At 62.5% G+C, this 24,180-nt stretch carries 21 protein-coding genes and 1 riboswitch; of the genes, 14 read left to right on the top strand and 7 right to left on the bottom strand.

What is annotated here, in order from left to right:
- Positions 1-181: 181 nt before the first annotated feature.
- Genes AAZQ98_RS16900 through mnhG form a run of 6 tightly spaced genes read left to right on the top strand, consistent with a single transcriptional unit; the run spans position 182 to position 6,505 of the window.
- Positions 182-3,151 carry a Na+/H+ antiporter subunit A gene (locus AAZQ98_RS16900; protein ID WP_434693929.1) on the top strand — a complete coding sequence of 990 codons (2,970 nt, stop codon included), beginning with the start codon at positions 182-184 and terminating at the stop codon, positions 3,149-3,151.
- Positions 3,148-3,597 (top strand): Na(+)/H(+) antiporter subunit C, encoded by a 450-nt coding sequence (locus AAZQ98_RS16895; protein WP_105657017.1) that lies wholly within the window; start codon positions 3,148-3,150, stop codon positions 3,595-3,597. Before AAZQ98_RS16900 ends, AAZQ98_RS16895 begins: the two co-directional genes overlap by 4 nt.
- On the top strand, positions 3,594-5,195 hold the full coding sequence (locus tag AAZQ98_RS16890; RefSeq protein WP_434693927.1) for a Na+/H+ antiporter subunit D: 1,602 nt from the start codon (positions 3,594-3,596) through the stop codon (positions 5,193-5,195). The genes AAZQ98_RS16895 and AAZQ98_RS16890 overlap by 4 nt, the downstream gene beginning before the upstream one ends.
- Before the next feature lie 11 nt (positions 5,196-5,206).
- A complete protein-coding gene (locus AAZQ98_RS16885; RefSeq protein ID WP_434693925.1) occupies positions 5,207-5,833 on the top strand; it encodes a Na+/H+ antiporter subunit E in 627 nt (208 codons plus the stop codon).
- 1 nt (position 5,834) lies between these two features.
- Positions 5,835-6,101: a monovalent cation/H+ antiporter complex subunit F gene (locus AAZQ98_RS16880; RefSeq protein ID WP_105657014.1), complete on the top strand. Its 267-nt coding sequence runs from the start codon at positions 5,835-5,837 to the stop codon at positions 6,099-6,101.
- On the top strand, positions 6,101-6,505 hold the full coding sequence (gene mnhG, locus AAZQ98_RS16875; protein ID WP_434693923.1) for a monovalent cation/H(+) antiporter subunit G: 405 nt from the start codon (positions 6,101-6,103) through the stop codon (positions 6,503-6,505). Before AAZQ98_RS16880 ends, mnhG begins: the two co-directional genes overlap by 1 nt.
- A 55-nt stretch (positions 6,506-6,560) precedes the next feature.
- Here the strand turns inward: mnhG and AAZQ98_RS16870 are convergent, their stop codons facing one another.
- Positions 6,561-6,812 (bottom strand): DUF4235 domain-containing protein, encoded by a 252-nt coding sequence (locus AAZQ98_RS16870; protein WP_286134132.1) that lies wholly within the window; start codon positions 6,810-6,812, stop codon positions 6,561-6,563.
- Positions 6,813-6,887: 75 nt separating this feature from the next.
- Positions 6,888-7,010, top strand: a riboswitch (TPP riboswitch).
- A 65-nt stretch (positions 7,011-7,075) separates the two neighbouring features.
- On the opposite strand from AAZQ98_RS16870, the gene AAZQ98_RS16865 reads away from it, so the two are divergent.
- Together AAZQ98_RS16865 and AAZQ98_RS16860 are read left to right on the top strand one after the other, a co-directional pair.
- Positions 7,076-7,684, top strand: coding sequence for an ECF transporter S component (locus AAZQ98_RS16865; protein ID WP_105657012.1), 609 nt, complete (start codon positions 7,076-7,078; stop codon positions 7,682-7,684).
- Complete coding sequence (locus AAZQ98_RS16860) at positions 7,681-10,008, top strand: ATP-binding cassette domain-containing protein (RefSeq protein WP_434693921.1); 2,328 nt, start codon at positions 7,681-7,683, stop codon at positions 10,006-10,008. Before AAZQ98_RS16865 ends, AAZQ98_RS16860 begins: the two co-directional genes overlap by 4 nt.
- On the opposite strand, the gene AAZQ98_RS16855 is transcribed toward AAZQ98_RS16860, so the two are convergent.
- Positions 10,005-10,880 (bottom strand): aminodeoxychorismate lyase, encoded by an 876-nt coding sequence (locus AAZQ98_RS16855; RefSeq protein WP_105657010.1) that lies wholly within the window; start codon positions 10,878-10,880, stop codon positions 10,005-10,007. The genes AAZQ98_RS16860 and AAZQ98_RS16855 overlap by 4 nt on opposite strands.
- A 166-nt stretch (positions 10,881-11,046) precedes the next feature.
- On the opposite strand from AAZQ98_RS16855, the gene cls reads away from it, so the two are divergent.
- A complete protein-coding gene (gene cls, locus AAZQ98_RS16850; RefSeq protein ID WP_286134130.1) occupies positions 11,047-12,543 on the top strand; it encodes a cardiolipin synthase in 1,497 nt (498 codons plus the stop codon).
- Between the two features lie 10 nt (positions 12,544-12,553).
- Here cls and AAZQ98_RS16845 read toward each other — a convergent pair whose 3' ends face one another.
- From AAZQ98_RS16845 to AAZQ98_RS16830, 4 genes are all read right to left on the bottom strand, one after another.
- Positions 12,554-14,563 (bottom strand): chorismate-binding protein, encoded by a 2,010-nt coding sequence (locus tag AAZQ98_RS16845; protein WP_434693916.1) that lies wholly within the window; start codon positions 14,561-14,563, stop codon positions 12,554-12,556.
- Entirely contained in the window at positions 14,550-15,059 is a 510-nt protein-coding gene (locus tag AAZQ98_RS16840) for a low molecular weight protein-tyrosine-phosphatase (protein WP_105657007.1), read from the bottom strand. The genes AAZQ98_RS16845 and AAZQ98_RS16840 overlap by 14 nt, the downstream gene beginning before the upstream one ends.
- Positions 15,060-15,198: 139 nt before the next feature.
- A complete protein-coding gene (locus AAZQ98_RS16835; RefSeq protein ID WP_133833557.1) occupies positions 15,199-15,822 on the bottom strand; it encodes a LysE family transporter in 624 nt (207 codons plus the stop codon).
- Positions 15,819-16,331, bottom strand: a complete 513-nt coding sequence (locus AAZQ98_RS16830; protein WP_434693914.1) for a MarR family winged helix-turn-helix transcriptional regulator — start codon at positions 16,329-16,331, stop codon at positions 15,819-15,821. The genes AAZQ98_RS16835 and AAZQ98_RS16830 overlap by 4 nt, the downstream gene beginning before the upstream one ends.
- A 129-nt stretch (positions 16,332-16,460) precedes the next feature.
- On the opposite strand from AAZQ98_RS16830, the gene AAZQ98_RS16825 reads away from it, so the two are divergent.
- The 3 genes from AAZQ98_RS16825 (at position 16,461) to AAZQ98_RS16815 (ending at position 21,114) form a co-directional block, all read left to right on the top strand.
- Entirely contained in the window at positions 16,461-18,602 is a 2,142-nt protein-coding gene (locus AAZQ98_RS16825; RefSeq protein ID WP_434693912.1) for an MMPL family transporter, read from the top strand.
- Positions 18,603-18,907: 305 nt separating this feature from the next.
- Positions 18,908-20,449, top strand: coding sequence for a DEAD/DEAH box helicase (locus AAZQ98_RS16820; RefSeq protein WP_388022923.1), 1,542 nt, complete (start codon positions 18,908-18,910; stop codon positions 20,447-20,449).
- Positions 20,450-20,640: 191 nt separating this feature from the next.
- Positions 20,641-21,114, top strand: coding sequence for a hypothetical protein (locus AAZQ98_RS16815; protein ID WP_434693909.1), 474 nt, complete (start codon positions 20,641-20,643; stop codon positions 21,112-21,114).
- A gap of 82 nt (positions 21,115-21,196) precedes the next feature.
- Here AAZQ98_RS16815 and AAZQ98_RS16810 read toward each other — a convergent pair whose 3' ends face one another.
- A complete protein-coding gene (locus AAZQ98_RS16810; protein ID WP_434693907.1) occupies positions 21,197-21,415 on the bottom strand; it encodes a PLD nuclease N-terminal domain-containing protein in 219 nt (72 codons plus the stop codon).
- 249 nt (positions 21,416-21,664) lie between these two features.
- Here AAZQ98_RS16810 and dnaK point away from each other — a divergent pair, with 249 nt between their 5' ends.
- Entirely contained in the window at positions 21,665-23,518 is a 1,854-nt protein-coding gene (gene dnaK, locus AAZQ98_RS16805; RefSeq protein ID WP_434693905.1) for a molecular chaperone DnaK, read from the top strand.
- A gap of 13 nt (positions 23,519-23,531) precedes the next feature.
- On the top strand, positions 23,532-24,113 hold the full coding sequence (locus tag AAZQ98_RS16800; protein WP_105657000.1) for a nucleotide exchange factor GrpE: 582 nt from the start codon (positions 23,532-23,534) through the stop codon (positions 24,111-24,113).
- The last annotated feature ends 67 nt before the right edge of the window (positions 24,114-24,180 follow it).

Raw genomic sequence — 24,180 nt, 5'->3', positions numbered from 1 at the left:
GACCTTTTGGAGAATAGCGGCTAGCTTGGAAAATCAGCTGGTCGCGGAAAACGCAGGGAATATTCCTTAAAGGGCACATTCGTGCGATTGCAGGCAGGTCACGGCTGATAAAATCACAGATGCAGGCGCTTTTCGAAGTGCTCTGGATACTCTGCCCACCACCAGCCGACAGAGGAAAAGCGTGCTAATAATTCTCACTGCGCTGTTTGCCACCGCTGTTTTATGCCCATTAATATTCCGGGCCTTGAAACGAAACGGTTTTTACGTTGTGGCGGCCGTGCCCGCAGTGGGATTCATCTGGTTGCTGACCCGCATGCCGGCGGTGCTTTCTGCCGATAATTCCCTGGCCAATGGTGCGCCAAATGCGCCTCCATCGGTTCAAATGGAATGGATTCCCGGGCTGAATATCGCCCTGAATTTCCGCATGGATTCTTTGGCCGCGACAATCTTGCTCCTGATCCTCGGCGTGGGTGCGCTGGTGCTGTTCTATTGCGCCCGCTATTTCAAGAATGATGATCCGCAGATCGGCAGCTTCGCGGCGAAGATGGTCGCTTTCGCCGGAGCCATGACCGGCTTGGTCACGGCCGATGACATCATCATCATGTTCATCTTCTGGGAAATCACCAGCGTGCTTTCCTACCTGCTCATCGGTTTCAGCCAGGCCCTGATCACCGCGCGCCGTTCAGCCATGAACGCCCTGATCATCACGACCCTTGGCGGACTGGTGATGCTCGCCGGCATCTTGATGCTCGGCGCGGCGGCCGGCAGCTACCAGCTCTCGGAGATCATGGCTTCGGCCGATGAACTGGTGGCCTTGGGGGCCTTCACCGATGTTGCGGTGGCGCTGATTATTGTCGGGGCGATCTCCAAGTCGGCCCTGGTGCCTTTCCACTTCTGGCTGCCCGGTGCGATGGCCGCTCCGACTCCGGTGTCCGCGTACCTGCACGCGGCAGCCATGGTCAAGGCCGGCGTCTACCTGATCGCCCGCCTGGCCCCGGGCTTCGCCGAGACCACCCTGTGGGTCCCCATGACCGTAGGCATCGGTATTCTCACCATGCTCATCGGCGGCTACCGGGCGCTCAAGCAATACGACCTGAAGCTGATCCTGGCCTTCGGCACGGTCTCGCAGCTGGGCTTCATCATCGCGGTCTTCGGCTTCGGCACCCCCGAAGCGGCTTTTGCCGCGCTGGCCATGACGCTGGCCCACGGCCTGTTCAAGGCGACGCTGTTCCTGAGCGTGGGCATCATCGACCACAACACCGGTACCCGCGATATCCGCAAGCTCAGCGGCTTGCGCCGTGCCATGCCGATCCTGGCCACGACCACCGGCATCGCCGCGGCGTCCATGGCCGGCGTGCCGCTGCTGTTCGGCTTCGTTGCCAAGGAAGCGGTCTACGAATCGGCCCTGCACCTGGAAACCGGGTGGGGGATGGCCGCGCTCATCGGCATCCTGATGGGTGCGGCGCTGACCATGGCCTACTCGCTGCGCTTCTTCTTCGGGGCTTTTGGCGTGAAGAAAAAGAAGCTGCCTGCATTGCAGTGCAAGGCCCCGACACTGATCTTCCTGGCGCCCTTGCTGGTTCTTTCGGCGGCGACGCTGTTCCTGGGCCTGTACCCGCAGCTGGTGGAGCCGCTGGCCATCCACTGGTCGGCCGCGCAGGGAGGACCGGGCAAAATGCACCTGCTGCCATTTGCCGGCTTCAACGCGGCACTGGGGCTGAGCGCCATTTCGGTGGGCCTGGGCCTGTGCTTCTTCTGGCTGCGTCACCGCACCGACACCGGCGCACCGCTGCGCCGCATGGTCACCTCGGCCGAGGAAATCTACCGCATGTCGGTGAACGTGCTGGACAAGGTGGCCATCTGGATCACCGGCCGCACCCAGCGTGGTTCGCTCTCCTTCTACCTGGGCGTCATCCTGGTCGTGGTGCTGGTGATACCGCTGGCCATCGCGCTGACCGTCTACACCCCGTGGCCAACGAACTGGATCATCGCCGACCACCCGGCCCAGCTGCTGATCGGTGCGGTGATCATCGCCGGTGCAGTGGTCTCCATTACCGCGCCGAAGCGTTTCATGGCGGTGCTGATGGTTTCGGTGACCGGCTACGGCATGGTCGCGATCTTCGCCCTGCAAGGCGCCCCGGACCTGGCGCTGACCCAGCTGCTGGTGGAAACCATCGTGCTGGTTTCCTTCGTGCTCGCCTTGCGCGCCCTGCCCAAGCGCCTGTGGGTGGGCCTGACCCGGATCAAGTGGGGCCGGGCCATCCTGTCGATCGCCCTGGCCGTGATGGTCGTCTACATTGCCATCGCGATGATGGCCGCCCGCAACGAGGCCCGCATTTCCCTGGCTTGGCCGGACCTGGCCTACTACGAGGGCTACGGCAAGAACGTCGTCAACGTGGCCCTGGTGGACCTGCGCGTGTGGGATACCTTCGGCGAGATCACCGTGCTGGCGGCAGCCGCCACCGGTGTGGCTTCGCTGATTTTCGCCGGGCGCAGCTTCGGTAACCGGGTGCGGGCCCACCACGTGGCACCGGGCAGCATCGACGCGGGTTCCGAAGCCATGGGCAGCAAGGACTCCAAGGAAACCGAGCTGCGCATTGCCCGCCGCTTTGCTTCCAGCTCCAACCAGGACTGGCTGATGGCTGGCAGCACCCTGGTCGCCGAGCGCCGCTCGATCATCTTTGAAGTGGTCACCCGGCTGATTTTCCACACGGTGCTGATCACGTCGGTGTACACGCTGCTGACCGGGCACAATACCCCGGGCGGCGGCTTCGCTGGCGGGCTGATCGCCGGCTTGGCGCTGACCATCCGCTACCTGGCCGGCGGCCGCGTGGAACTTTCCGAGTCGATGCGCATCGCCCCGGGCATGCTGATCGGCGGCGGCATAGCGCTGGCCGGATTGGCGGGCATCGTGCCGCTGCTGCTCGGTGATGGCATCTTCACCACCTATGCCCTGGAATTCTGGTTCTTCGGCGAGCACAAGTTCGTTTCCTCAACGATTTTCGACATTGGAGTGTATCTGGTGGTCCTTGGCCTCGTGCAGGACGTGCTGCGTTCATTGGGCAGTGAGATTGATTCGCTCTCCGAGGGCCGCAGCCCGGTGGAGCGCCACGACGAGATCCAGGCCTCCCGGACTGGAGTTGGCCGATGAGCGTGAATATCACTTTCCTCGTGGTCACCGGCGTGCTGCTGGCGGCCGGTTTCTACCTGGTGCTCGAACGCACCCTGACCCGGGTGCTGCTGGGCATCATGCTGCTGGGCAACGGCATCAACCTGCTGATCCTCACCAGCGGCGGGCGCAAGGGCGCGGCGCCGTTGTTCAAGCCGGATGCGGCGGCCGACTCGTACTCGGACCCGCTGCCGCAGGCGCTGATCCTCACCGCCATTGTGATCACCTTCGCGGTGACCGCCTTCCTGCTGGCGATGATCTACCGGTCCTGGACCTTGACCAGCGCTGATGAGCTCACTGATGACACCGAAGATATCAAGGTGTCGCAGAAGACCGCCTACGACGAGGAAGAAGACTCGCCAGTGGCCGAGGACACGACCGAATTCGTTGATGAAGAAGGACGCCCAGTGCGCGAGGGGGAAGAGTGAATTTCCTGGATCTAGCCCCCTTGGCCGTGGTGCTGCCGATCTTCGGCGCCGGGGCAGCCTTCCTGGTCCGCCGCCAGGTCCGCCTGCAGCGCCTGATCACCATCGGCATCCTCTGCATCACACTGGTGCTCGAAGCGGGCATGCTCGCGGCCGTATGGGGCGGGGAAAGCTATGCCATCCATATTGGCGGCTGGGAGTCGCCCTTCGGCATCGCGCTGATGGTCGACGGGTTCAGCTCCTTCATGCTGCTGGTCTCCACCGTCGTCTCGCTGGCCGTGCTGCTCTTCGCCACCAGCCAGGGCCTGGCCGACGGGGACGAGCCCGGGCCGGTGTCGATATTCCACCCGGCGTACCTGATCCTGCTCGCCGGAGTGTCCAACGCCTTCCTGGCCGCCGACCTCTTCAACCTGTACGTCGGCTTCGAAATCCTGCTCACCGCCAGCTACGTGCTGCTGACCCTGGGCGGTACCGCCGAGCGCATCCGCGCCGGTACCACCTATGTGGTGGTTTCCGTGGTTTCCTCGGTGATCTTCCTGATGGCCATCGCGATGATCTACGCGGCCACCGGCACGGTGAACATGGCTGACCTCGCGGTGAAGCTGCCCGAACTGGGCCAGGGCCCGCAGCTGATCTTGCATGTGCTGCTGCTGACCGCTTTCGGCATCAAGGCAGCGGTCTTCCCGCTGTCCCTGTGGCTGCCGGACTCCTACCCGACCGCACCGGCCCCGGTCACCGCGGTGTTCGCCGGGCTGCTGACCAAGGTGGGCGTCTACGCGATCGTCCGCACCGAAACCCTGCTCTTCCCGGGCGGCTCGGTCAATGCCGGACTGCTGGTGGTGGCGGCGCTGACCATGGTCATCGGTATCCTCGGTGCGCTGGCGCAGACGGACTTCAAGCGCATGCTCTCCTTCACGCTCACCAGCCACATCGGCTACCTGATCTTCGGCGTGGCCGTGGGCGGGCCGCTGGCCATCGCCGCGACCATCTACTACGTGGGCCACCACATCATCGTGCAGACCTCGCTGTTCATGGTGGCGGGACTGATCGAACGCCGTGCCGGCAGCTCAAACGTCACCCGGCTCGGCTCGCTGGCCAAGCTCTCCCCGGCATTGGCCCTGCTCTTCTTCATCCCGGCCATCAATCTGGGCGGCATCCCGCCGTTCTCCGGGTTCCTGGGCAAATTCGGGCTGATGCATGCGGCCGCGCAGGATGCTGATCCGCTGACCTGGGTCGTGATCGGCGCCGGATTGCTGACCAGCTTGCTGACCTTGATGGCGATCATCCGCGTGTGGGCCCGTGTGTTCTGGCGCCGTGCCGCTGATGCCGAGGTGCCCAACCAGGACCTGGTGGCCGAAGCGACGCAGGTTGCCGACGAGACGTTGGCCGGCGGCGCGCAGAACCCCCGCTTGGGATTGAAACTGGCCAAGCAGCTGGAAGCCGAGTCCTTGCCATGGGGCATGCGCTACGCCACCGGTTCGCTGGTGCTTGCGGGCATCGCCCTGACCGTCTTTGCCGGGCCGATCTTCGAATTCTGCCAACGGGTGGCTGCGGAACTGATTGCCCGCGAACCGTATATCAGCTCGATCTTGCCATTCTGATTGGAGGGATGATGCCGAACAAGAACTTTGAACCGCGTGACCAGCGCATTGACGATGCGCTGGATACCTCCGGCGTGCGCCACCGCGCGACACTCAAGCAGGAATGGCCGCTGCTTCTGCTGCTGCTCTTCGTCTGGGGGGCTCTCTGGCAGGACTTCTCCCTGGGGAACATGATCTTCGGCGTGATCATCGCGCTGCTGATCGTGAACCTGTTCCCGCTGCCGCCGGTGGTCCTTTCGGGCCGGATCAATCCCTGGTACTGCCTGAAGCTGTTCACCTGGTTCCTCGGGCAGGTCTTCGCGGCCAGCGTCCATGTGGCCTGGCTGGCCCTGGTCCGCGGGAAGGGCACCCGCAGCGCGATCATTGCGGTCCCGCTGCGCACCGGCTCGGACCTGATCGTAATGACCGTGGGCCACGTGCTCACGCTGATCCCGGGCTCCTTCGTGATCGACGTGGACCGCAGCTCGTCGACGCTGTACCTGCACTACATCGATATCGAATCGCCTGCGGACGTGGAGAAGGCGCGCGCCGCCATCCGGGATATCGAACGCCGGCTGATCATGGCTATTGGCAGCCGCGACGAGTACGAAGCGATCAAGAGCGAATGCGGACCGAACTTTGATGCGAGGAAGGGGTAACATGCTGGATATCGTCATTTGGATCTGCGGCATCATGCTCGGGCTCGGTGCCGTCGCCTGCCTGGTCCGTGTTGCCAAGGGGCCGTCGATCCTTGACCGGGTGCTGGCCTTGGATGTGATGCTGCTGATCATCTCCGCCGCCCTGTGCCTGGAAATGGTGCTGCATAAGCACACCGACTACTTGCTGTTCGTCGTGGCCGCCTGCATGCTCGGCTTCATCGGCTCGGTGACCGTTTCGCGCTTCGTTTCGGATCAGAGGAACGCCTAATGGAACTCTTCCTCGATGTCCTCGTTGCCATTCTGCTGATTGTTGGCTGCCTGATGTCCTTGATCGCAGGCATCGGCTTGCTGACCTTCCCGGACATGCTCACCCGCATGCATGCAGCGACCAAACCGCAGGTGCTCGGCTTCCTGCTGATTTTCGCTGGGTTGGCCATTTACCTGCGCAGCTGGGCTGTGATCCCGGTGCTCGCACTGGCCTGGGGCATGCAGCTATTGACCGCACCGGTCTCGGCCCACATGATTGGCCGTTCCGGCTACCGGACCAAGCACGCTGCCAAGGAGATCCTGTTCTCCGATGAGCTCAGCCGCGTGGTCAACAAGGTCAATGGCACACCGCCGACCGGAACTACTCCGTTCTCCAAGGCCGAATCGCAGGACGAACAAGACTGAAAAAAGCGGGAGCCGCCCCTCTGGGCGGCTCCCGCTTTTGGCTCGAGGCCGAAGCTTACTTGGTGAACTTGGCAACAACCTTGTTGGCGCTGCGGTCAGCCACGGTCTGCAGGATAGCTGCCACCAGGGCCGAAACGACTGCGAAGCCCAAGGCACGGCGGAAAGAAGCTTCCGCTGCTTCCTCAGTGCCCTTGCGTGGTGCTTTGCTGCCGGTTGCCTTCAACCAAAGGAAATCAACCAGCTTGCCGCCGAGCATGCCAGCGCCAACGGTGATACCGGTAGTGGCAAGTTTCTGCACTTTATCCATTTTTTCCTCGCGATCAAGCTCTTGACATATCGTTCCTCTGCCCAGCATACCTGCGGTATGGTGGGGGAGCAGTAATTATTCCGACAGGGGAGCGTCAGACTTTTAAAAAAAGTCGCAAGACGCTGAGAGTGCGATAGATCGCAGACCCTCGAACCTGCCCCGGCTAGTACCGGCGAAGGAAGTCGAGCATCTCGGATGCGGATAGGCGCGGCAGTATGCCCTCATTCCGTCCATCTCCCCTCCTTTCCACAGGAGGACCAGCAATGAACGAAACAGTTTCGAAGCAGCGCACCGGCTGGCGTGTAGTTGATATCGTCGTCGCCTCGGTGATCGCCGTCGCTTCAGGGGTCATTTTCTGGGCGTGGAGTGCCGGCTATGGCCTGTTCTCTCTCGCCTTTGCGGCTTTCCCGCCAGCCACCGCGCTGCTCACCGGCATGTGGCTCTTCCCGGCGGTGCTCGGCGCACTGATCATCCGCAAGCCAGGCGCCGCAATCTACTGCGAGCTGCTGGCCGCCGTAGTTGAAGCGCTGCTCGGCTCGCACTACGGCTTGACCGTACTGATCTCCGGCCTGGTCCAGGGCCTGGGTGCAGAGCTGGTCTTCGCAGCATTCCGCTACCGCAAGTGGAACCTGGGCGTGGCGCTGCTGGCCGGCTTGTTCGCCGGCTTGTTCGCCGGCATTTCCGAGGCCTACATCCTGGCCTACTACGTTGAGTACACCGCCGGAATGAAGATCTTCCACGTGATCGCCACCGGCATTTCCGGCGTAGTCGTCGCAGGGCTGCTGTCCTGGTTGGCCACGCGTGGACTGGCGAAGACCGGTGCATTGAGCGCCCTGCCGAGCCGGCGCGCGCACCTGGAAAGCGCAAAATGAGTTCCTTTGCCAATTCCGGCGCAGCCTCGCTGACCCAGCGCGGCGCCGCCATCACCGCAACGGGGTTCGGCTGGCAGCACTCCGAGAGGCAGAACCCTGCCATCTCGGGACTGGACCTTGCGATCCACGCCGGTGAGAAGGTGCTGCTGGTCGGTCCATCGGGCGCCGGCAAGTCAACCTTGCTGCACGCGATGGCCGGGTTGCTGGAAGCGGATGAGGACGATCAGGTCGCTGGCCGGCTGCTCATCGACGGCAGCGATGCCTTCATCCGGAGCCACCCGGTGGGCTTGATGCAGCAAGACCCGGAAACCCAGGTAGTGCAAAGCAGGGTCGCCGATGATGTGGCCTTTGGCGCCGAGAACCTCGGAATGGATCCCGAACTGATCCGCCAGCGGATCCCCGAAGTGCTGGACGCTGTGGGTCTGGGGGCGCTGTCCTTCGAGCACCGCACCCAGCAACTTTCCGGCGGGCAGAAACAGCGGTTGGCCTTGGCCGGCATTCTGGCCATGGAACCAAGGGTCATGCTGCTCGATGAACCGACTGCCAATGTGGACCCGCAGAGCATTGAGCTCTTGCGCGATGCGGTGCTGAACGCCGCCCGGCTTTCCGGTGCCACGCTGGTCGTCGTGGAACACCGGATTGAAGCCTGGGCGCAGCATGTGGACCGGGTTATCGTGCTGCAGCCCGGTGGGGGAGTCGCGCACGATCTGGACCCGCAGCAGCTGTACACCGATGAAACGGTGCGCGAGGAGCTGGCTGCTGCCGGGCTGTGGATTCCAGGCTACTTCCCGCAGGTGGCCCGGGCAACGAACGGTGCCGGTGCCATGCTGCTGGAAGCGCAGCAGCTGGTATCCGCCCGCACCGCCACGGCACCGCGCACCCAAGCGGTGGACGTGAATGTGCAAGCGGGCACCGCGACGGTGATTCGCGGCGAGAATGGCGCTGGAAAGTCGACGCTGGCCTTGACCTTGGGCGGATTGCTCGTCCCGGCCGACGGCGAGTTGGCGGCCACCGCGCAACTGGCCGACGGTCTGGGCAATTCCCCGTTTGCCTGGAAGGCCGGTGCATTAATTGGGCGGATCGGTTCGGTGTTCCAGGAACCCGAACACCAATTCGTGACCCAGAGCGTTCGGGAAGAGCTGGCTTTCGCTCCCAGCCGCGCGCAGGCCAGCAGCGCCGATGCGCCGAAGTACGAGCCGGCCCAGGTCCAGGCGCGCGTCGACGCGTTGCTGGAACGCTTGGGCCTGGCGCATTTGGCTGACGCGAACCCGTTCACCCTCTCCGGCGGCGAGAAGCGGCGCTTGTCCGTGGCCACTGTTCTGGCCGCATCCCCCCAGGTGCTGATCCTCGACGAACCGACCTTCGGGCAGGATGCGAATACGTGGAGGGAACTGGCCGGGCTGCTGGTTGAGGAATTGCAGCAGGGCACCGCGATCATTGCCGTCACCCACGACGATCACTTTGCCTCGGTGCTCAAAGCAAGGGACCTGGTGCTCACTGCCGGCACCCCGGAAGCTGGTATCCCGCGCCAGGGGCCGGTGCTTGATGCGCCGGTAGGGCATAGCTGGTTGGCGAAGATCAATCCGCTGGCCAAGCTCGGTGCGGTGGCTGCGGCAACACTGCCGTTGATCACCACCTTGGATTGGGTTTCGGCGCTGGTGGTGATCGTGGCGACCGTGGTGTTCTTCCCGCTGGCAGGGCTGAGCCCGCTGAAATTCCTCAAGCGCGCGTGGCCACTGCTGATTGCCGGAATCCTTGCGGCGTGGGGCATCGCCTTGGTGGGCCAGGATAGCGGCATGGTCTACGCCCAATTCGGCGCCTTCAGCATCACCGAGGGATCGGTGGCCGGGGGCATTGCCACCGGACTGCGCGCTTTCGCGCTGGCCATCCCGTGCATCTTGCTGCTGGCCACCACGAATCCAAGCGATTTGGGCGGGGCGCTGTCGCAGCAGCTGAAGGTACCCCACCGGTTTGTGCTCGGGGCCTTGGCCGGCATGCGATTGCTCGGGTTGATGGTGGAAGAATTCACCACGCTCACGCTGGCCCGGCGCGCTCGCGGTGTCGGGAACTTCGGCACCGTGGGCCAACGCATCAAGGCAACCCTCGGCCAGGTGCTGGCCTTGCTGGTGCAAGCGATTCGCCGCGCCGGACGGTTGGCCACCACGATGGAGGCCAAGGGGTTCGGCACGGCCAAGCGCACATGGATTCGCACGGCCACCTTCACCTGGCGTGATGGCATGGTGCTGGCCACGGGGATCCTGTTTGGCACGGCCGCAATGGCTGCGGCCGTGCTGGCAGGGACCTACAACTTGGTGTGGTCCTAGCGGATTGCTTCGCTCAGGGCGCTGAGCTCTTCATGGAGCTCAGCGTCCAGGCGCAACGGCTTGGCATCGATGGTGCGCACCGGGGTCAGCAGGCGGATGGAGGAAACCAGCCACACGCCATCGGCCTGGTACAGGTCTTCCGGGCGCAACGGGCCGTAGCCCAGCTCCCAGCCATCCTGGGCCGCGGCGTCGAAGATGGCGCTTTGCGTGGTGCCTGGCAGGATTCCGGTTTCAAGCATCGGGGTCAGCAGCCGCTTGGTCTCGCCATCGCGCTGGGCTACCAGCACGGTCGAGGTCGGAGCTTCCAGGATGATCCCGTCGGCGGAGGTGAAAATGACATCATGGGCGCCGTGCTTGTGCGCGTAGCGCAGGGCGGCCATGTTGATCGAATAGGAAAGGGTCTTGGCGCCCATCATGAGCCATGGCGCACGTTCGGCCAGCTTCGAGTCGTAGCCGCGATCCAGCATCAGGACATCCACACCGGTTTCACGCTGTTCCCTGCCCAAAGCCGGGGCAGGGGTCACGGTGACCCAGCAAATGGCAGGATCATTGTCGTGCTCGCCGCGCGCGGCGACCAGCTTGACCACCGCTTCTTCAGCGCCGCCGGTGGCATCGAAATCGGCCACAGCGGTATCTACCGCGGCAAACCAGCTGCGCGCATCGGGAATGGCCAAGTCGGCAACTTCAGCGGAGGTCGCCAAGCGTGCCAGGTGCGCTTCGAATTTGCGTACGGCCTGGTTGGTGTAGAGCATCGATTCAAAGATGCCATCACCTCGCGTGACTCCCTGTGCTGTGACCAGAAGTTGCGGTGCAGTGATGTCTGCAAGACGACCAGCCGGATAGGCCGGATCCAAGAATACAAGTGAGCTCATAAAGACAGATTATCGAACCCCAGCGTCTTCTGCGTGATTTCTGCAGGCGGAGATTCAGACAAGTCCGGCAATGTTCGATAAGCTAAGCGAAGGATTTTGGCCTGTACATCGCAGATCAGAGGCCGATAATGCCGAATTCGCGGGGTGTAGCCAAGGGGGTGCCCGAGTGTGGCCAAGTAATGAAGTCTTCTTGCAGATTGGCGGCGTTCTCTGGAGCGTGCTGGTCGCAATAGAGCTAGCGGTTCGCTACTTCATGATCGGCATCGTTCCGGGCAACCGGCGCCCCACCACCGCCATGGCATGGCTATTGGCTATCTTCTTCCTGCCCGTTGTGGGACTTGTCGCATACTGGCTTTTCGCCAACCCGCACCTGTCGCGCCGCCGCTTGGAAAAGCAGCGGCGTGCGCACGATGAAATCATGAAGGCCACGAGCCACATGCAGCTGCCCGAAGAATTCCATTCCCAGGAGGAATGGGTCGAATCGGCAGTCATGCTCAACCGCAATCTGGGTGCCATGCCGCTGGAAGGCGGCAACCAGGTAGAGGTCATCTCCGATTACCGGGCTTCGCTCGATGCCATGCGCAAGGAAATCGATAACGCCACCCGCTATGTGCACATCCAGTTCTACATCATGGGCGATGACCCGGATTATGTTGGACCGGTACTCGATGCGCTGGAAGCGGCCGCGGAGCGCGGCGTGCACGTCCGGTTGCTCTTCGACCACCTGGGAACCTTGCGCGTCAAGGGCTACAAGGATTTCAAGAAGCGGCTGAAGAAATCCGGTATTAACTGGCGCCCGATGCTGCCCATCGACCTGATCGGCCGTCGTTGGCGCCGCCCGGATCTGCGCAACCACCGCAAGATCCTCGTTGTTGATGGCGAGGTGGCCTTCACCGGAAGCCAGAACCTGATTGAACCCGGCTACAAGCGCGAGTCCTCGCATAAGGTGGGCCGCGAATGGGTTGAAATGATGCTCCGGGTCGAAGGTCCGCTGGTGCGCAGCCTCGACGTCACTTTCGCTACCGACTGGTGGCAGGAGGACGACGACCAGGAAGTGCTGATGGATATGGCCGAGGCCCGCCACCCGCTGGCCTATGAGGAACGTCCCGGTTCCACCCTGGCGCAGCTGCTGCCCAGCGGCCCCGGATACGGTACCGAGAACAACCTCCGGCTGTTCAATACGCTGATCTATTCTGCCTCCGAACGCCTGGAAATCACCAGCCCGTACTTCGTTCCCGACGATTCGCTGCTCTATGCCATCACCACTGCCGCCCAGCGCGGGGTAGAAGTGGAATTGTATGTTTGTGAAGAGGGCGACCAGTTCCTGGTGCACCACGCGCAGCAGTCCTACTACCAGCAGCTGCTGGAAGCTGGCGTGCGCATTCACCGCTACCCGGCACCGATGGTGCTGCATACCAAGTGCTTCACCGTGGATAACGACGTGGCCGTGGTGGGATCCTCGAATATGGACATGCGCTCATTCAGCTTGAACATGGAAATTTCCGTGATGCTGCTGGGCAAGGAAATGGTCGATGCGGTTAACCAGGTGCAGAACCACTACCGCGGGATTTCCTCGGAAATCACCCTCTCGCAGTGGCGCCGCCGCCCACGCATGCAACGCTGGATCGACAACGTGGCGCGCTTGACGGCCACCTTGCAGTAATGCGGTTGGCTTACGTGTCTTGCGGGAAGCTGGCGCCCAGCGCTTGAAGCACGCCGCGGGATTTGGTGATGACCTCGTCCCACTCTTCAGCGGGCACCGAATCTGCGGTGATTGCCCCGCCAAGGCCCAGGCTCAACCGCCATGACTGGTCAGCTAGCCGGTCGCACACCAGGGTTCGGATCACCACGGAGAAATCGGCGGCACCATCAGCACCCAGATACCCCACGGCCCCGGAGTACAGGCCGCGGGCACGGTGCTCTTCGAGCTCATCCAAGATGCTCATCGTGGACAGCTTCGGTGCACCGGTCATGGAGCCCGGCGGGAAAGCTTCGCGCAGGGCTTCGGCGGCCAGCTGCGGGGAGGATAATGTGGCGTCGATGGTGGAGACCATCTGGTGCACTGTCGCGTAGGTTTCCACCGCGCACAGCCGGGCAACCTTCACCGACCCGGGAATGGCATGGTGCGACAGGTCGTTGCGCAACAGGTCAACGATCATGATGTTCTCGGCCCGGTCCTTGGGATGGGTGGCCAGATCATGCTTCAACGCGAGATCTGATTCTTCATTCTCGCCACGCGGCCGGGTGCCCTTGATCGGCTCGGCCCGCAACTGCCCGTCCTTGGACAGCGCGAGGAACCGTTCCGGTGAAATGCTGGCGATTTGCAGGTCAGTGAAACGCAGGTAGTGGGCAAACGGTGCAGGGCTGGAGCGGCGCATCCGGCAGTAGGCCTCGAACGGATCGAACAGGTCGGCATGGGCCGTCAGTTCGGTCGTCAGGCAAACTTCGTAGGTGTTGCCTTCATAGATCTCGCGTTGGGCCTGGCGTATCTTCTGCTTGTAACCGGCTTCGGTATCCGCGCAGCTGAACTGCGGGATAGGCAACGGGTGGTGGGCGCGCAGTTCTGGAGGATTGCCCAACAGGATGCTCAGCGCTGCTGCCGGTTCGCTAATGCTGTGCAGATGCATCTGGCCTTCTTGATGGTCAATGACCACCACGGTATCCGGCGCAAAGAACTGGGCATCGGGGCGCACCCGCCCGGGTTCAACGACTGCCTGCAGATCCGCGGCGCCGAGCTCGCGCTTGAGCTCATAACCGAGGTACCCCACCCATGCCGGCAGCGGGTAGCCGACTTTAGCGGTGGTTCCGGCAGGCCAGAGGCCTGCCAGCGCGCGGAAGAAATCCTCGCCCAGCCGTACTTGCGCTCCGGGCAAGCTGACGGTGGTGCCATGGCTGGTGGCGCTCAGTACCGGGGGCTGTTCTGCCGCCGAAAGCGCGATCACCGAATAGCGGTTGCGTCCCAACGGGTCGCTGAGCTTATGGCTTGTTGATTCCAATAGTGCGGCATGCGGAAGGGACCGGGCCAGTTCCTCGAAGAGTGACGCCGTATCGTCTGGCGCCTCGTAGCTCTGGCGGAAGGCCGGGGCAATGGGGGACTGGTCGGAAGGGAGGCAAAGCTGGCGCATCATGGCCGGCAGGTAGCGGCAGGAACGCGCCCAGATCTCGATGGGGTCCTGGTCGCCAGCGGCATCAATGAGCAGGGTTGCTGCGGCGTACGGCTGATGGGCCTGCAGGTACCGCTCCTCTTGCTCGGCCCACATCTGCCAGTACGGACGGTAGGCCTGTCCATCGCGTGCCAGCGCCCGGTCGCGACGGAAGCTTTCGGGTGCTTCCAGCCAGATCCCGATATCGAGGAATTCTCGGGCGTCGGAATGGATCGCTCCTACGCCTTCGATGATCACTACCTCGGCCGGAGTGAAGTTCTTGGATGCGCCAAGGGCACCTGCGGCCCAATCCCAGGTGGGGTAGGCAATCGTGTTGCCTGCTGCGAGCTGAGGCAGGATCCGGTGGTAGAGATCGAAGGACCGGTGCAGCCCGTCCCAACCGTGGTAGAGCTCTTCGAGGCGCAAAATAGCTACGGAGGCGGTGGCTTCCAGGTATTTCGCTAGGTCTGTTGCAAAGGTGCTTTTGCCGGATCCGGAACGCCCGTCAATGGCAATCAGCGTTGGTCTAGCGGTTTCCACGAGAGGCGATGTTACTCCGCACGTAATCTACAAGGGCAGGCAGGGAAGCAGAAATGAGTTTCCAGGTCTCGCGGAAGTCTCCGGCATCACCGTACCAGGGGTCATAGATGCCCTGCTGGTCGTGCGGGGAGCTCGCGGTTCCCGGATCAAAGGAACGGAACATCCGCAGTTGCGGACGTTCGCTCGGATCGATTTCGGCCAATTCGGGAACGAGTTCCTCGAAGTGGTCGGTGTCCATCGCCAGTACGAGATCCATCTTGGCGATTTCGTCCGAGTCGATCTGGGCGGCAATGTGCTCAGATGCATCAAGGCCATGGCTGCGCAGAGTACTGGCTGCACGCTCATCGATGCGCTTGCCGACTTCACCGTCGGTGATGGCTCGCGATATGACCTCGACCTGCGAGACCTCGGCATCCTTGAGCGCATTCTTGAGCATGTACTCGGCCATAGGCGAACGGCAAATATTTCCCGTGCACACGATCATTATCCGGAACATGGCATCAGTCTATGGGCACAAGGCGATTCGATCGATAGCTACGCGCCCGTTTCCCGGCAACAAATCGGCAACGATTCGGAAATTGGCGCGGGAATCGGTTCACGGCTAGGAGTTCTACGGCAAGAGCGGGGCGAAAATGCTAGTGCATGAGCAGCAGGAGCGCGGCGACCAGGATGAACAGTACGCCGAAGAGGATGTTCAGCAGCTTGGCGCCGCGGTAGGTCGCGGTGAAGCGCTGGAAGGTGCGGGCCGTGCCGGCAAAGAAGAAGAACATCACCGCGATGTCTACCACGATGACCGTGCCAATGAAGATGGCGTATTGGGCCAGGAGCGGCTGATCGGTGCGGATGAACTGCGGGGTGAAAGCCAGGAAGAAGACAATGGCCTTCGGATTGAGCAGGTTGACCAGGATGCCCCGGTTGAGCATGGACCAGCGGGTCAGGCGGTGCCCGGTGCTGGTTCCATCGGAGGCGACCTCCGGCTTGGAGAGCAGCATGCGGATACCGAGGTACACCAGATAGGCAGCGCCTGCGTAGCGGATGATGGCGAACAGCAACGGCGAGCTGGCCACGAGCAGCCCGACTCCGGCGGCAACGATCACCACGTGGATCAGCAAGGCGATCTGCTGCCCGAGCACGCCCCAAATGGAAGCGCGCCAGCCTTGGCGCATTGAATTGCTCATCGTGTTGATGGCTCCGGCCCCGGGGGTGAAGCTGATGACGATGCAGGCGCTGAGAAGGGATATCCAGAGTGAAAGGGTCACTGCTTAAGGCTAGTGTCCGTCGCGCTCTTGGCTGGTTTCGTTGCCCGCTGTGTTACGACTTCTTCGCGCGCGCTGTCCACGCCGGCCACGGCTTCTGCCATGAAGCGGGCTATGACCTGCAGCTGCTGCTCGTCGTAGTGGCTGATCACTTCCCGCATTTTGGCACCTAGCGGCATGAACATTTCCATGCCCTTGCCGCGGGCTTTGGGTGTCATGGCGATGCGGATGACACGGCGATCCCGGTCCGAGCGCTGGCGCTCGATCATTCCCAGTTTTTCCAGGCGGTCGAGCATGGCGGTGGTAGCCGGAGAACTCAGTTGCAGGTCGCGGCTCAGGTCGCGCGGGGAAGGCAGAAGGCTGCGCTGCTCGTATTTCATGATGATCGACAGTGCGTTCATATCCGTGCGGTGCGTTGCGTAAAGTGCTCCCGTGGACTCAACGTAGCGGTCCGAGGCTTGGCCGAATTCCTGCAGGAGCATGACCAAATTGTGCTGTTGTCTTGCGCTCATAGGCGCAATCCTAGTCGGAAAAGCATTTAATAGCCTGGGAAGTATTTCTACGATGGAAGTAAGTCTTGTAGTATGGCATTCGGATCGCCCTTTGATCCACCGCCAGCAATCACGAGTGAGGACGGATCAGTGGCGCATGTAGCGAAAACCGACCAGCCATCGGGCAAGAAGCGATTGGACAAGAAGGGTATCGGCATCAGGGCAGGAATCTACGCCCTGCTGATCATCCTCTGGCTGGGTGTAGCCGGAATCGGCGGCCCGACCTTCGGCAAGCTTTCCGAGGTCCAGACCAACGACCAGACCTCCTTCCTCCCGGCCACCGCCGAAGCAACCGAAGCCCTGGAATGGCAGAACAAATTCCGCTCCACCGAAGCAATCCCAGCGGTGGTCCTGCTCACCAGCGATGGCGAGGTCAGCAAGGAAACTGCTGGAGGGATCGGCGAGGCGCTGAAGGACTTCACGCATCTGGACGGGCAGATCACCGGGCCCTTCCTCTCCGAGGACGGCAAGGCCGCTGAATTCATCGTTCCGGTCTCCGGCGAGGTGGAGGCCGATACCGGAGTCGAAGAGCTGCGTTCGCTCCTGGCCGCCGAGAAGCCCGAGGGCACCACCGCCTATGTCACCGGGCCGGCAGGCTTCAGCGCCGACCTGGTCGAGGCCTTCGGCGGCATTGACGGCGTGCTGCTGGGCGTGGCCCTGGCAGCTGTGCTGGTGATCCTGCTGCTGGTCTACCGTTCGATCCTGCTTCCCTTCACGGTGCTGCTCACCTCGGTCGTCGCGCTGTGCGCGGCAATTGTCGCGGTGTACTTCATGGCATCCGAAGGCTGGATCCGGCTCGACGGCCAGGCCCAGGGCATCTTGTCCATCCTGGTCATCGGCGCGGCTACCGACTACTCGCTGCTGTTCGTGGCCAGGCACAAGGAAGCGCTCATGGCCGGCCAGGACAAGTGGCAGGCCGTGGCTTCCGCATGGAAAGGCTCGCTGGAACCGATTGTCGCTTCGGGCGGCACCGTGACGGTGGGCCTGCTGTGCCTGCTGTTCTCCGATCTGAACTCCAATAAGGCACTGGGACCCATTGGCGCCTCGGGCATCATCTTCTCGATCATTGCCGCGTTGACGTTCCTGCCGGCGGTGCTCGGCTTGCTGGGACGGGCCGCTTACTGGCCCTTCCCGCCCAAGCCGGCGGCCGTGGACGCCCAAGGCCAGGAGAAGGAAGGCCTGTGGGGCCGCGTTGCGCGGTTCGTTGCCAGCCATCCGCGCCCGATCTGGCTCATCACCGCTCTGGTGCTCGCCGTGGGAGCCCTGGGCATGACCCAGCTCAAGGCCCATGGCGTGCCGCAGAGCGAGCTGGTGGTAGGCGGTTCGGAGTCGCGTGACGGGCAGATCGCCCTGGGCGAGCACTTCCCTGGCGGCACGGGATCCCCGGCCACGGTGATTGTCGATGAATCCGAAGCGCAGACGGCCCTGGAAAAGGCCCTTGATGTCTCCGGCGTGGATTCGGCCTACTTGCAGGCTGAAGACGGCGGACCGGCCATGGCCGCCCGCGGGGCGGAGCCAATGAGCGTCGAAGGCCGCAACCTGATGTCGGTGACGCTGGCCGATGCGGCGGACTCGGATGCCGCCAAGCAGACCGTGGTCGAGCTGCGCGAGCAGATGCATGCGGTCGATGCCGACGCGCTGGTCGGCGGCACCACTGCGACCCAGCTCGATACCAACGAGACGGCGATCGCGGATCTGTTCAAGATCATTCCGATTACCCTCCTGGCCATCTTGCTGATCTTGATGCTGCTGCTGCGTTCCATTCTGGCTCCGGTGCTGCTGATCCTGACCACCGTGCTGTCCTACGGCACGGCGATGGGTGTCAGTGCGCTGGTCTTCAACAATGTCTTCGGCTACGTGGGTGCCGATCCATCCGTACCGCTGTTCGGCTTCGTCTTCCTGGTGGCGCTGGGCGTGGACTACAACATCTTCTTGATGACCCGTGTGCGCGAGGAATCCTTGAAGCGTGGAACCCGTGAGGGCATGCGGGTGGGCTTGAAGGTCACCGGCGGCGTGATTACCTCCGCCGGCGTGGTGCTTGCCGCCACCTTCGCCGCACTGGGTGTGGTGCCAATCATGTTCCTGGGCCAGTTGGGCTTCATCGTGGCCTTCGGGGTGCTCTTGGATACCTTCGTCGTGCGAAGCCTGCTGGTGCCGGCGCTGGTCGAAGAAATCGGACCAAAGGTCTGGTGGCCCTCGAAATTGGCGAAGAAGGAATTCGAGCTGAACTAGGCAGCGCGGCGGACTGTCCCGGGATCCCTAGTGGTGAACGTCTCCCGGGGCGGCAGTGCAAAGCGGGGCCGCTCACAGACGGGCCCCGCTTTTGCACTGTAGTATGGATACTTGTGCGTCACCGGAAAAATCTGTGGTGCATGCGTCGACAGTTTAGATTTCCCTCCTGTGGATCGCCCGGAAAACCTCCGCCGGTCCACTTTTGGCAGCAGGCCTTCCTTGGCCTTGCATGTTGCGGACTTCCTCCTGGCTCGGCGAAACCCAACGCCTGAAGCAGGCGTGCGAATCAGAGAGAAAGTTTGAATATGTCCGTAACTTTTAGCGCCCTCGGCGTGCCCGAATACCTGTCGAAGGTCCTTGCTGCCAGCGGAATCGAAGCCGCTTTCCCGATCCAGGAAGCCACCTTGCCTTCGACCTTGGCCGGCGGCGACGTCCTGGGCCGCGGCCAGACCGGCTCCGGCAAGACTTTGGCCTTCTCGCTGCCCCTGGTAGCCCGGCTGGCAGATCGCCCACAGCGCCGCAAGGCCCGCTTCCCACGCGCGCTGATCATGGCTCCAACCCGTGAACTGGCGACCCAGATTGCCAAGACCGTTGACCCGCTGGCAAAGGCCGCAGGCCTGCGTACCACCGTGATCTACGGTGGCGTGGCCCAGAGCCGCCAGGAAAAGGCCATGAACGAGGGCGTGGACATTGTCATCGCCTGCCCGGGCCGCCTGGATGACCTGATCAAGCAGAAGGTCGTGGACCTTTCCCAGCTGGAAATCTCCGTGCTGGATGAAGCCGACCATATGGCCGATATGGGCTTCCTGCCTGTAGTTCGCCGCATCATGGACCGCATGCCAACCGGCATCCAGCACATGCTGTTCTCCGCGACCTTGGACAACGGTGTGGACAAGGTGGTCAAGCGCTACCTGAGCAACCCGACCATTCACTCGGTGGATGCACCCAAGGCCGCTGTGAACACCATGGAGCACCACGTCTTCGTCATCGGCAACGATGATAAGAAGGACCTGATCCGCGTTCTGGCTCAGGGCACTGCCCGTCGCATCATGTTCATGCGCACCAAGCACCACGCCAAGAAGATGGCCCTCACCCTGTCCAAGGCTGGCGTTCCGGCGGTAGACCTGCACGGTAACCTCTCGCAGAATGCCCGTGACCGCAACCTTGCTGCTTTTGCTTCAGGCGAGGCGAAGGTTCTTGTCGCCACCGACGTTGCCGCTCGTGGCGTGCACGTTGATGGTGTGGAGCTGGTTGTCCACGTTGATCCACCAGCAGAGCACAAGGCCTACACCCACCGCTCCGGCCGTACCGCACGTGCGGGTTCGGATGGAACTGTAGTGACCATCTGCACCCCTGATCAGCAGGGCGACGTTTCGACTTTGCTGAAGCAGGCCGGACTGAAGGTGCCTTTCGAAAAGGTCAACCTGAATTCTCCGGTTGTGGCCAAGGTCGTCGGCGAAGTTGCCGAGCCGGTTGCCTACGTTGCTCCGGTTCAGCAGAAGCGCAATCCTGCCAAGAGCAAGCCTGCCGGTGAAGGTGCCGGCCGCGGTGGCCGCGGCCAGCGCCCGGCGCGTGGCGCCAAGCCAGCTGCCGAAGCCCAGGGCCGTGGCGGCGAACGCCGCCGTACGGAACGTGACGGCGCTAGCCAGGGCGAGCGTCCAGCGCGCAGCGCCCGCGGTGCGAACACCGACCGTCCAGCCCGCGGCGCACGAGGTGCCAACGCTGAACGCCCGTCGAGCCCTTCGCGCTCACCGCGAACCGGCGGCCGCAATGCCGCTGGCGGTGCAACCGGTGGCCGTTCGCGTGGCCCGCGTCGCGCATCGAGCCCAGCTGGTCGCGGCAACTAGGCGCTGGCACTAATCCTTGCGGAGTACTCCCCCGCATCCATCCCAATGGATGCGGGGGAGTTTTGCGTTAAACCCGGGAAATTGCGCGTCAAAAGTTTAGATCTGCTGGCTGATCCCGTTTCGACTACGCGATACGTAGGATTGAAGCAACGAGCCGCCGAGTAACCTTCACCGCTTCAGGAGCACCAGCCATGATTGAATCCCTGCAGAATTTCGCTGCGTCTTTCCCAGAACCGCTGCAGTTCTTGGCGGTTGCCTTGCTAGCTGCCATTCCGCTGATCGAGTCCTACTTTGGTTCGGCCATTGGCGTGGTCATCGGTGTTCCGGTGGTTGCTGCCATTGCCACCGCCGTGATCGGCAACGTGATTTCCATGCTGTTGTTCGTCAACAGCGCCCACGCCGTGCGCAACAAGGTTCGCAAGGGCAAAGACTCGGAGAAGAAGGAACGCAAGTTCGAGAAGCTGCACCGTGCTTTCGATAAATACGGCATTGCCGGGGTGAGCCTTCTGGGGCAGACCATCCTGCCTTCGCAGGTGACCTCTGCTGCCCTGATCTCCTTCGGTGCCAATAAGCAGAAGGTGATCATCTGGCAGATCATCTCGATTATCTTGTGGGGCACCGCGTTTGGCGTTCTGGCTGCCCGGGGAATTAGCCTGATGGGCTAGCCGGAACTCGCTGAAAGCGAACAAGCCGTCCTCGAATGACCGAGGACGGCTTGTTTTCCAGTGGCTATGGAATGCCAAGGGATTACTTGCGGCGTCCAAAAGCAAAATAGGCGATGGGGCCAAGGAAATTGATCATGCTGGCCGCTGCCCATGCCGGCTTTGGACCCTTGACTTGTTCGGCGGGGCGCTTGTACAAATCCCGCAGTGCCGCAACCATCAAGGTCAGCTCGGCAATTGCCGCAAAGGCGACCGCGATCTTTCCGCCCGGTGGCAGATCCTGGAACTTGCGCTTCGTTTCCATGAGGTGGCTCCTAGCTGCCGCTTTTCCCGCCCGCTGGACGCGTTGAAAGCGGATGAATGAAAAATTTTTTCAGGACGGGAATTATTCTCTCACCACCGCAGTTGAAATGATCAGAACGCAAAGTTGAGTCACCTTCGCTCAAGTTGATTTGACAGTCGAAACCGGCTGAGTAAACTTGAGTGCAGAACGCTCAATGAGGATAAATGTCCTCAGCGTTAGTACTTTCAACCAAGGCAAAGGAGAGCCATTATGTCGCGTGCCGTAGGTATCGACCTAGGAACCACCAACTCCGTCGTTTCCGTGCTCGAAGGTGGTGAGCCAACCGTTATCGCAAACGCGGAAGGCAACCGCACTACCCCGTCGATCGTTGCTTTCTCGAAGAGCGGCGAAGTCCTGGTTGGCGATATCGCCAAGCGCCAGGCCGTCAACAACATCGACCGCACCATCGCATCGGTCAAGCGTCACATGGGTACCGACTGGACCATTGACGTTGACGAGAAGAAGTACACCGCTCAGGAAATCTCGGCTCGTACCCTGATGAAGCTGAAGAACGACGCTGAGTCGTACCTGGGCGAGAAGGTCACCGACGCGGTGATCACCGTTCCTGCATACTTCAACGACGCAGAGCGCCAGGCCACCAAGGAAGCTGGCGAGATCGCCGGCCTGAACGTCCTGCGCATCGTCAACGAGCCAACCGCAGCTGCGCTGGCTTACGGCCTGGAAAAGGGCCAGGAAGACGAGCTCATCCTGGTCTTCGACCTCGGTGGCGGCACCTTCGACGTTTCCCTGCTGGAAGTCGGCAAGGACGACGACGGCTTCTCGACCATCCAGGTCCGCTCCACCGCAGGCGATAACCGCCTGGGCGGCGACGACTGGGATCAGCGCATCGTGGATTGGCTGCTGGCCCAGGCCAAGGCCAAGGGCGCGGACCTGTCCAAGGACAAGATCGCGCTGCAGCGCCTGAAGGAATCTGCTGAGCAGGCCAAGAAGGAACTGTCCTCGGCTACCAGCACCAACATCTCGCTGCAGTACCTCTCGGTGACCCCGGAAGGCCCAGTGCACCTGGACGAGCACCTCTCGCGTGCCAAGTTCCAGGACCTGACCAAGGACCTGCTGGAGCGCACCCGCAAGCCATTCAACGACGTCATCGCCGAGGCAGGCGTCAAGGTTTCGGACATCGCCCACGTGATCCTGGTTGGCGGTTCCACCCGCATGCCAGCGGTTGCCGAACTGGTCAAGGACCTGGCCGGCAAGGAAGCGAACAAGGGCGTGAACCCAGATGAGGTTGTCGCCGTGGGCGCAGCGCTGCAGGCAGGCGTGCTGAAGGGCGAGCGCAAGGACGTTCTGCTCATCGACGTCACCCCACTGTCCCTGGGTATTGAGACCAAGGGCGGCGTGATGACCAAGCTGATCGAGCGCAACACCGCGATCCCGACCAAGCGTTCGGAGACCTTCACCACCGCCGAGGACAACCAGCCTTCGGTATCCATCCAGGTCTTCCAGGGCGAGCGCGAGTTCACCCGCGACAACAAGGCGCTGGGCACCTTCGAGCTGACCGGTATCGCACCGGCTCCTCGCGGCATCCCGCAGGTCGAGGTCACCTTCGACATCGACGCCAACGGCATCGTGCACGTATCCGCCAAGGACAAGGGCACCGGCACCGAGCAGTCGATGACCATCACCGGTGGTTCCTCGCTGTCCAAGGAAGACATCGAGCGCATGGTCCAGGAAGCTGAAGCACACGCCGAAGAGGACAAGGCACGCCGCGAGGCCGCTGAGACCCGTAACGCTGCTGAGCAGGCTGCCTACTCCGTAGACAAGCTGATCAAGGACAACGAAGACAAGCTGCCTGAAGAGGTCAAGACCGAGGTCCAGGCTGACGTCGACGCCCTGAAGGCTGCCCTGGAGAAGCAGGACAACGACGACGAGGTCAAGGCCGCGTTCGAGAAGCTGCAGGCATCGCAGACCAAGCTGGGCGAGGCAATCTACGCCAACGCGCAGGCCGAGGGCGCCGAGGCTCCTGAGGGCGAGCAGGCACCGAACGCTGATGAAGACATCGTCGACGCCGAGGTCATCGACGAAGACGAAGCCGACAAGAAGTAAGGAGTTTAGGAATATGTCCGAGGCAAAGGACCAGAACGAGAACTCCGGCCAGGAGCCGGAGAACCAGCCAGAGGCTGCCAACGAGCAGCCAACCGCTGACGCCCTGGGTCAGGCCGAGGCGATCCTGAACGAAGCTGCTGCTGGCGCTGAAGCCGATTCGGCGCAGCCGGAAGAGGCCGGTGCGGTGGAAACCGAACTGCGCAACGACCTGCTGCGCCTGCAGGCCGAATACGTCAACTACCGCAAGCGCGTGGAACGCGACCGGGCCGTAGCGCGTGAAAATGCCGTGCAGTCCGTGCTCAACACCCTGCTTCCGGTGCTTGACGACATCGATGCGGCACGAGCCCACGGCGACCTCGCCGACGGCCCGTTCGCATCGATCGCCAACAAGCTGGATGGAATTCTGGCTCAGCATGGCCTGGAGCGCATCAACGAGGCCGGCGTGGAATTCGACCCGAACATCCACGAAGCCCTGCTTCGCCAGGCTGTTGACGAGATTCCAGCCGACCACGTGGGACAGGTGCTGCGCACCGGTTACCGCAAGGGAACCATCATCCTGCGTGCAGCTCAGGTGCTGGTAGCAACCGGCGAATAGCCACGAATAGCACAATCGATACTGCCCACTGCCGAGTCTTCGACAGTGGGCAGTGTCGAATTGGCAC

Source organism: Glutamicibacter sp. Je.9.36 (genome assembly GCF_051129975.1).
In the GTDB taxonomy this organism is placed as follows: Bacteria; Actinomycetota; Actinomycetes; order Actinomycetales; family Micrococcaceae; genus Glutamicibacter.
This window is presented reverse-complemented; position numbering and strand designations above follow the sequence as displayed.

Excerpts from the sequence above, each read along its gene's own strand:
- AAZQ98_RS16895 (WP_105657017.1), top strand. The coding sequence starts at position 3,148 with ATGAGCGTGAATATCACTTTCCTCGTGGTCACCGGCGTGCTGCTGGCG.
- AAZQ98_RS16800 (WP_105657000.1), top strand. The coding sequence starts at position 23,532 with ATGTCCGAGGCAAAGGACCAGAACGAGAACTCCGGCCAGGAGCCGGAG.
- AAZQ98_RS16885 (WP_434693925.1), top strand. The coding sequence starts at position 5,207 with ATGCCGAACAAGAACTTTGAACCGCGTGACCAGCGCATTGACGATGCG.
- AAZQ98_RS16880 (WP_105657014.1), top strand. The coding sequence starts at position 5,835 with ATGCTGGATATCGTCATTTGGATCTGCGGCATCATGCTCGGGCTCGGT.
- AAZQ98_RS16810 (WP_434693907.1), bottom strand. The coding sequence starts at position 21,415 with ATGGAAACGAAGCGCAAGTTCCAGGATCTGCCACCGGGCGGAAAGATC.
- dnaK (WP_434693905.1), top strand. The coding sequence starts at position 21,665 with ATGTCGCGTGCCGTAGGTATCGACCTAGGAACCACCAACTCCGTCGTT.
- AAZQ98_RS16840 (WP_105657007.1), bottom strand. The coding sequence starts at position 15,059 with ATGTTCCGGATAATGATCGTGTGCACGGGAAATATTTGCCGTTCGCCT.
- AAZQ98_RS16830 (WP_434693914.1), bottom strand. The coding sequence starts at position 16,331 with ATGAGCGCAAGACAACAGCACAATTTGGTCATGCTCCTGCAGGAATTC.
- AAZQ98_RS16855 (WP_105657010.1), bottom strand. The coding sequence starts at position 10,880 with ATGAGCTCACTTGTATTCTTGGATCCGGCCTATCCGGCTGGTCGTCTT.
- mnhG (WP_434693923.1), top strand. The coding sequence starts at position 6,101 with ATGGAACTCTTCCTCGATGTCCTCGTTGCCATTCTGCTGATTGTTGGC.
- AAZQ98_RS16820 (WP_388022923.1), top strand. The coding sequence starts at position 18,908 with ATGTCCGTAACTTTTAGCGCCCTCGGCGTGCCCGAATACCTGTCGAAG.
- AAZQ98_RS16870 (WP_286134132.1), bottom strand. The coding sequence starts at position 6,812 with ATGGATAAAGTGCAGAAACTTGCCACTACCGGTATCACCGTTGGCGCT.
- AAZQ98_RS16815 (WP_434693909.1), top strand. The coding sequence starts at position 20,641 with ATGATTGAATCCCTGCAGAATTTCGCTGCGTCTTTCCCAGAACCGCTG.
- AAZQ98_RS16860 (WP_434693921.1), top strand. The coding sequence starts at position 7,681 with ATGAGTTCCTTTGCCAATTCCGGCGCAGCCTCGCTGACCCAGCGCGGC.
- AAZQ98_RS16865 (WP_105657012.1), top strand. The coding sequence starts at position 7,076 with ATGAACGAAACAGTTTCGAAGCAGCGCACCGGCTGGCGTGTAGTTGAT.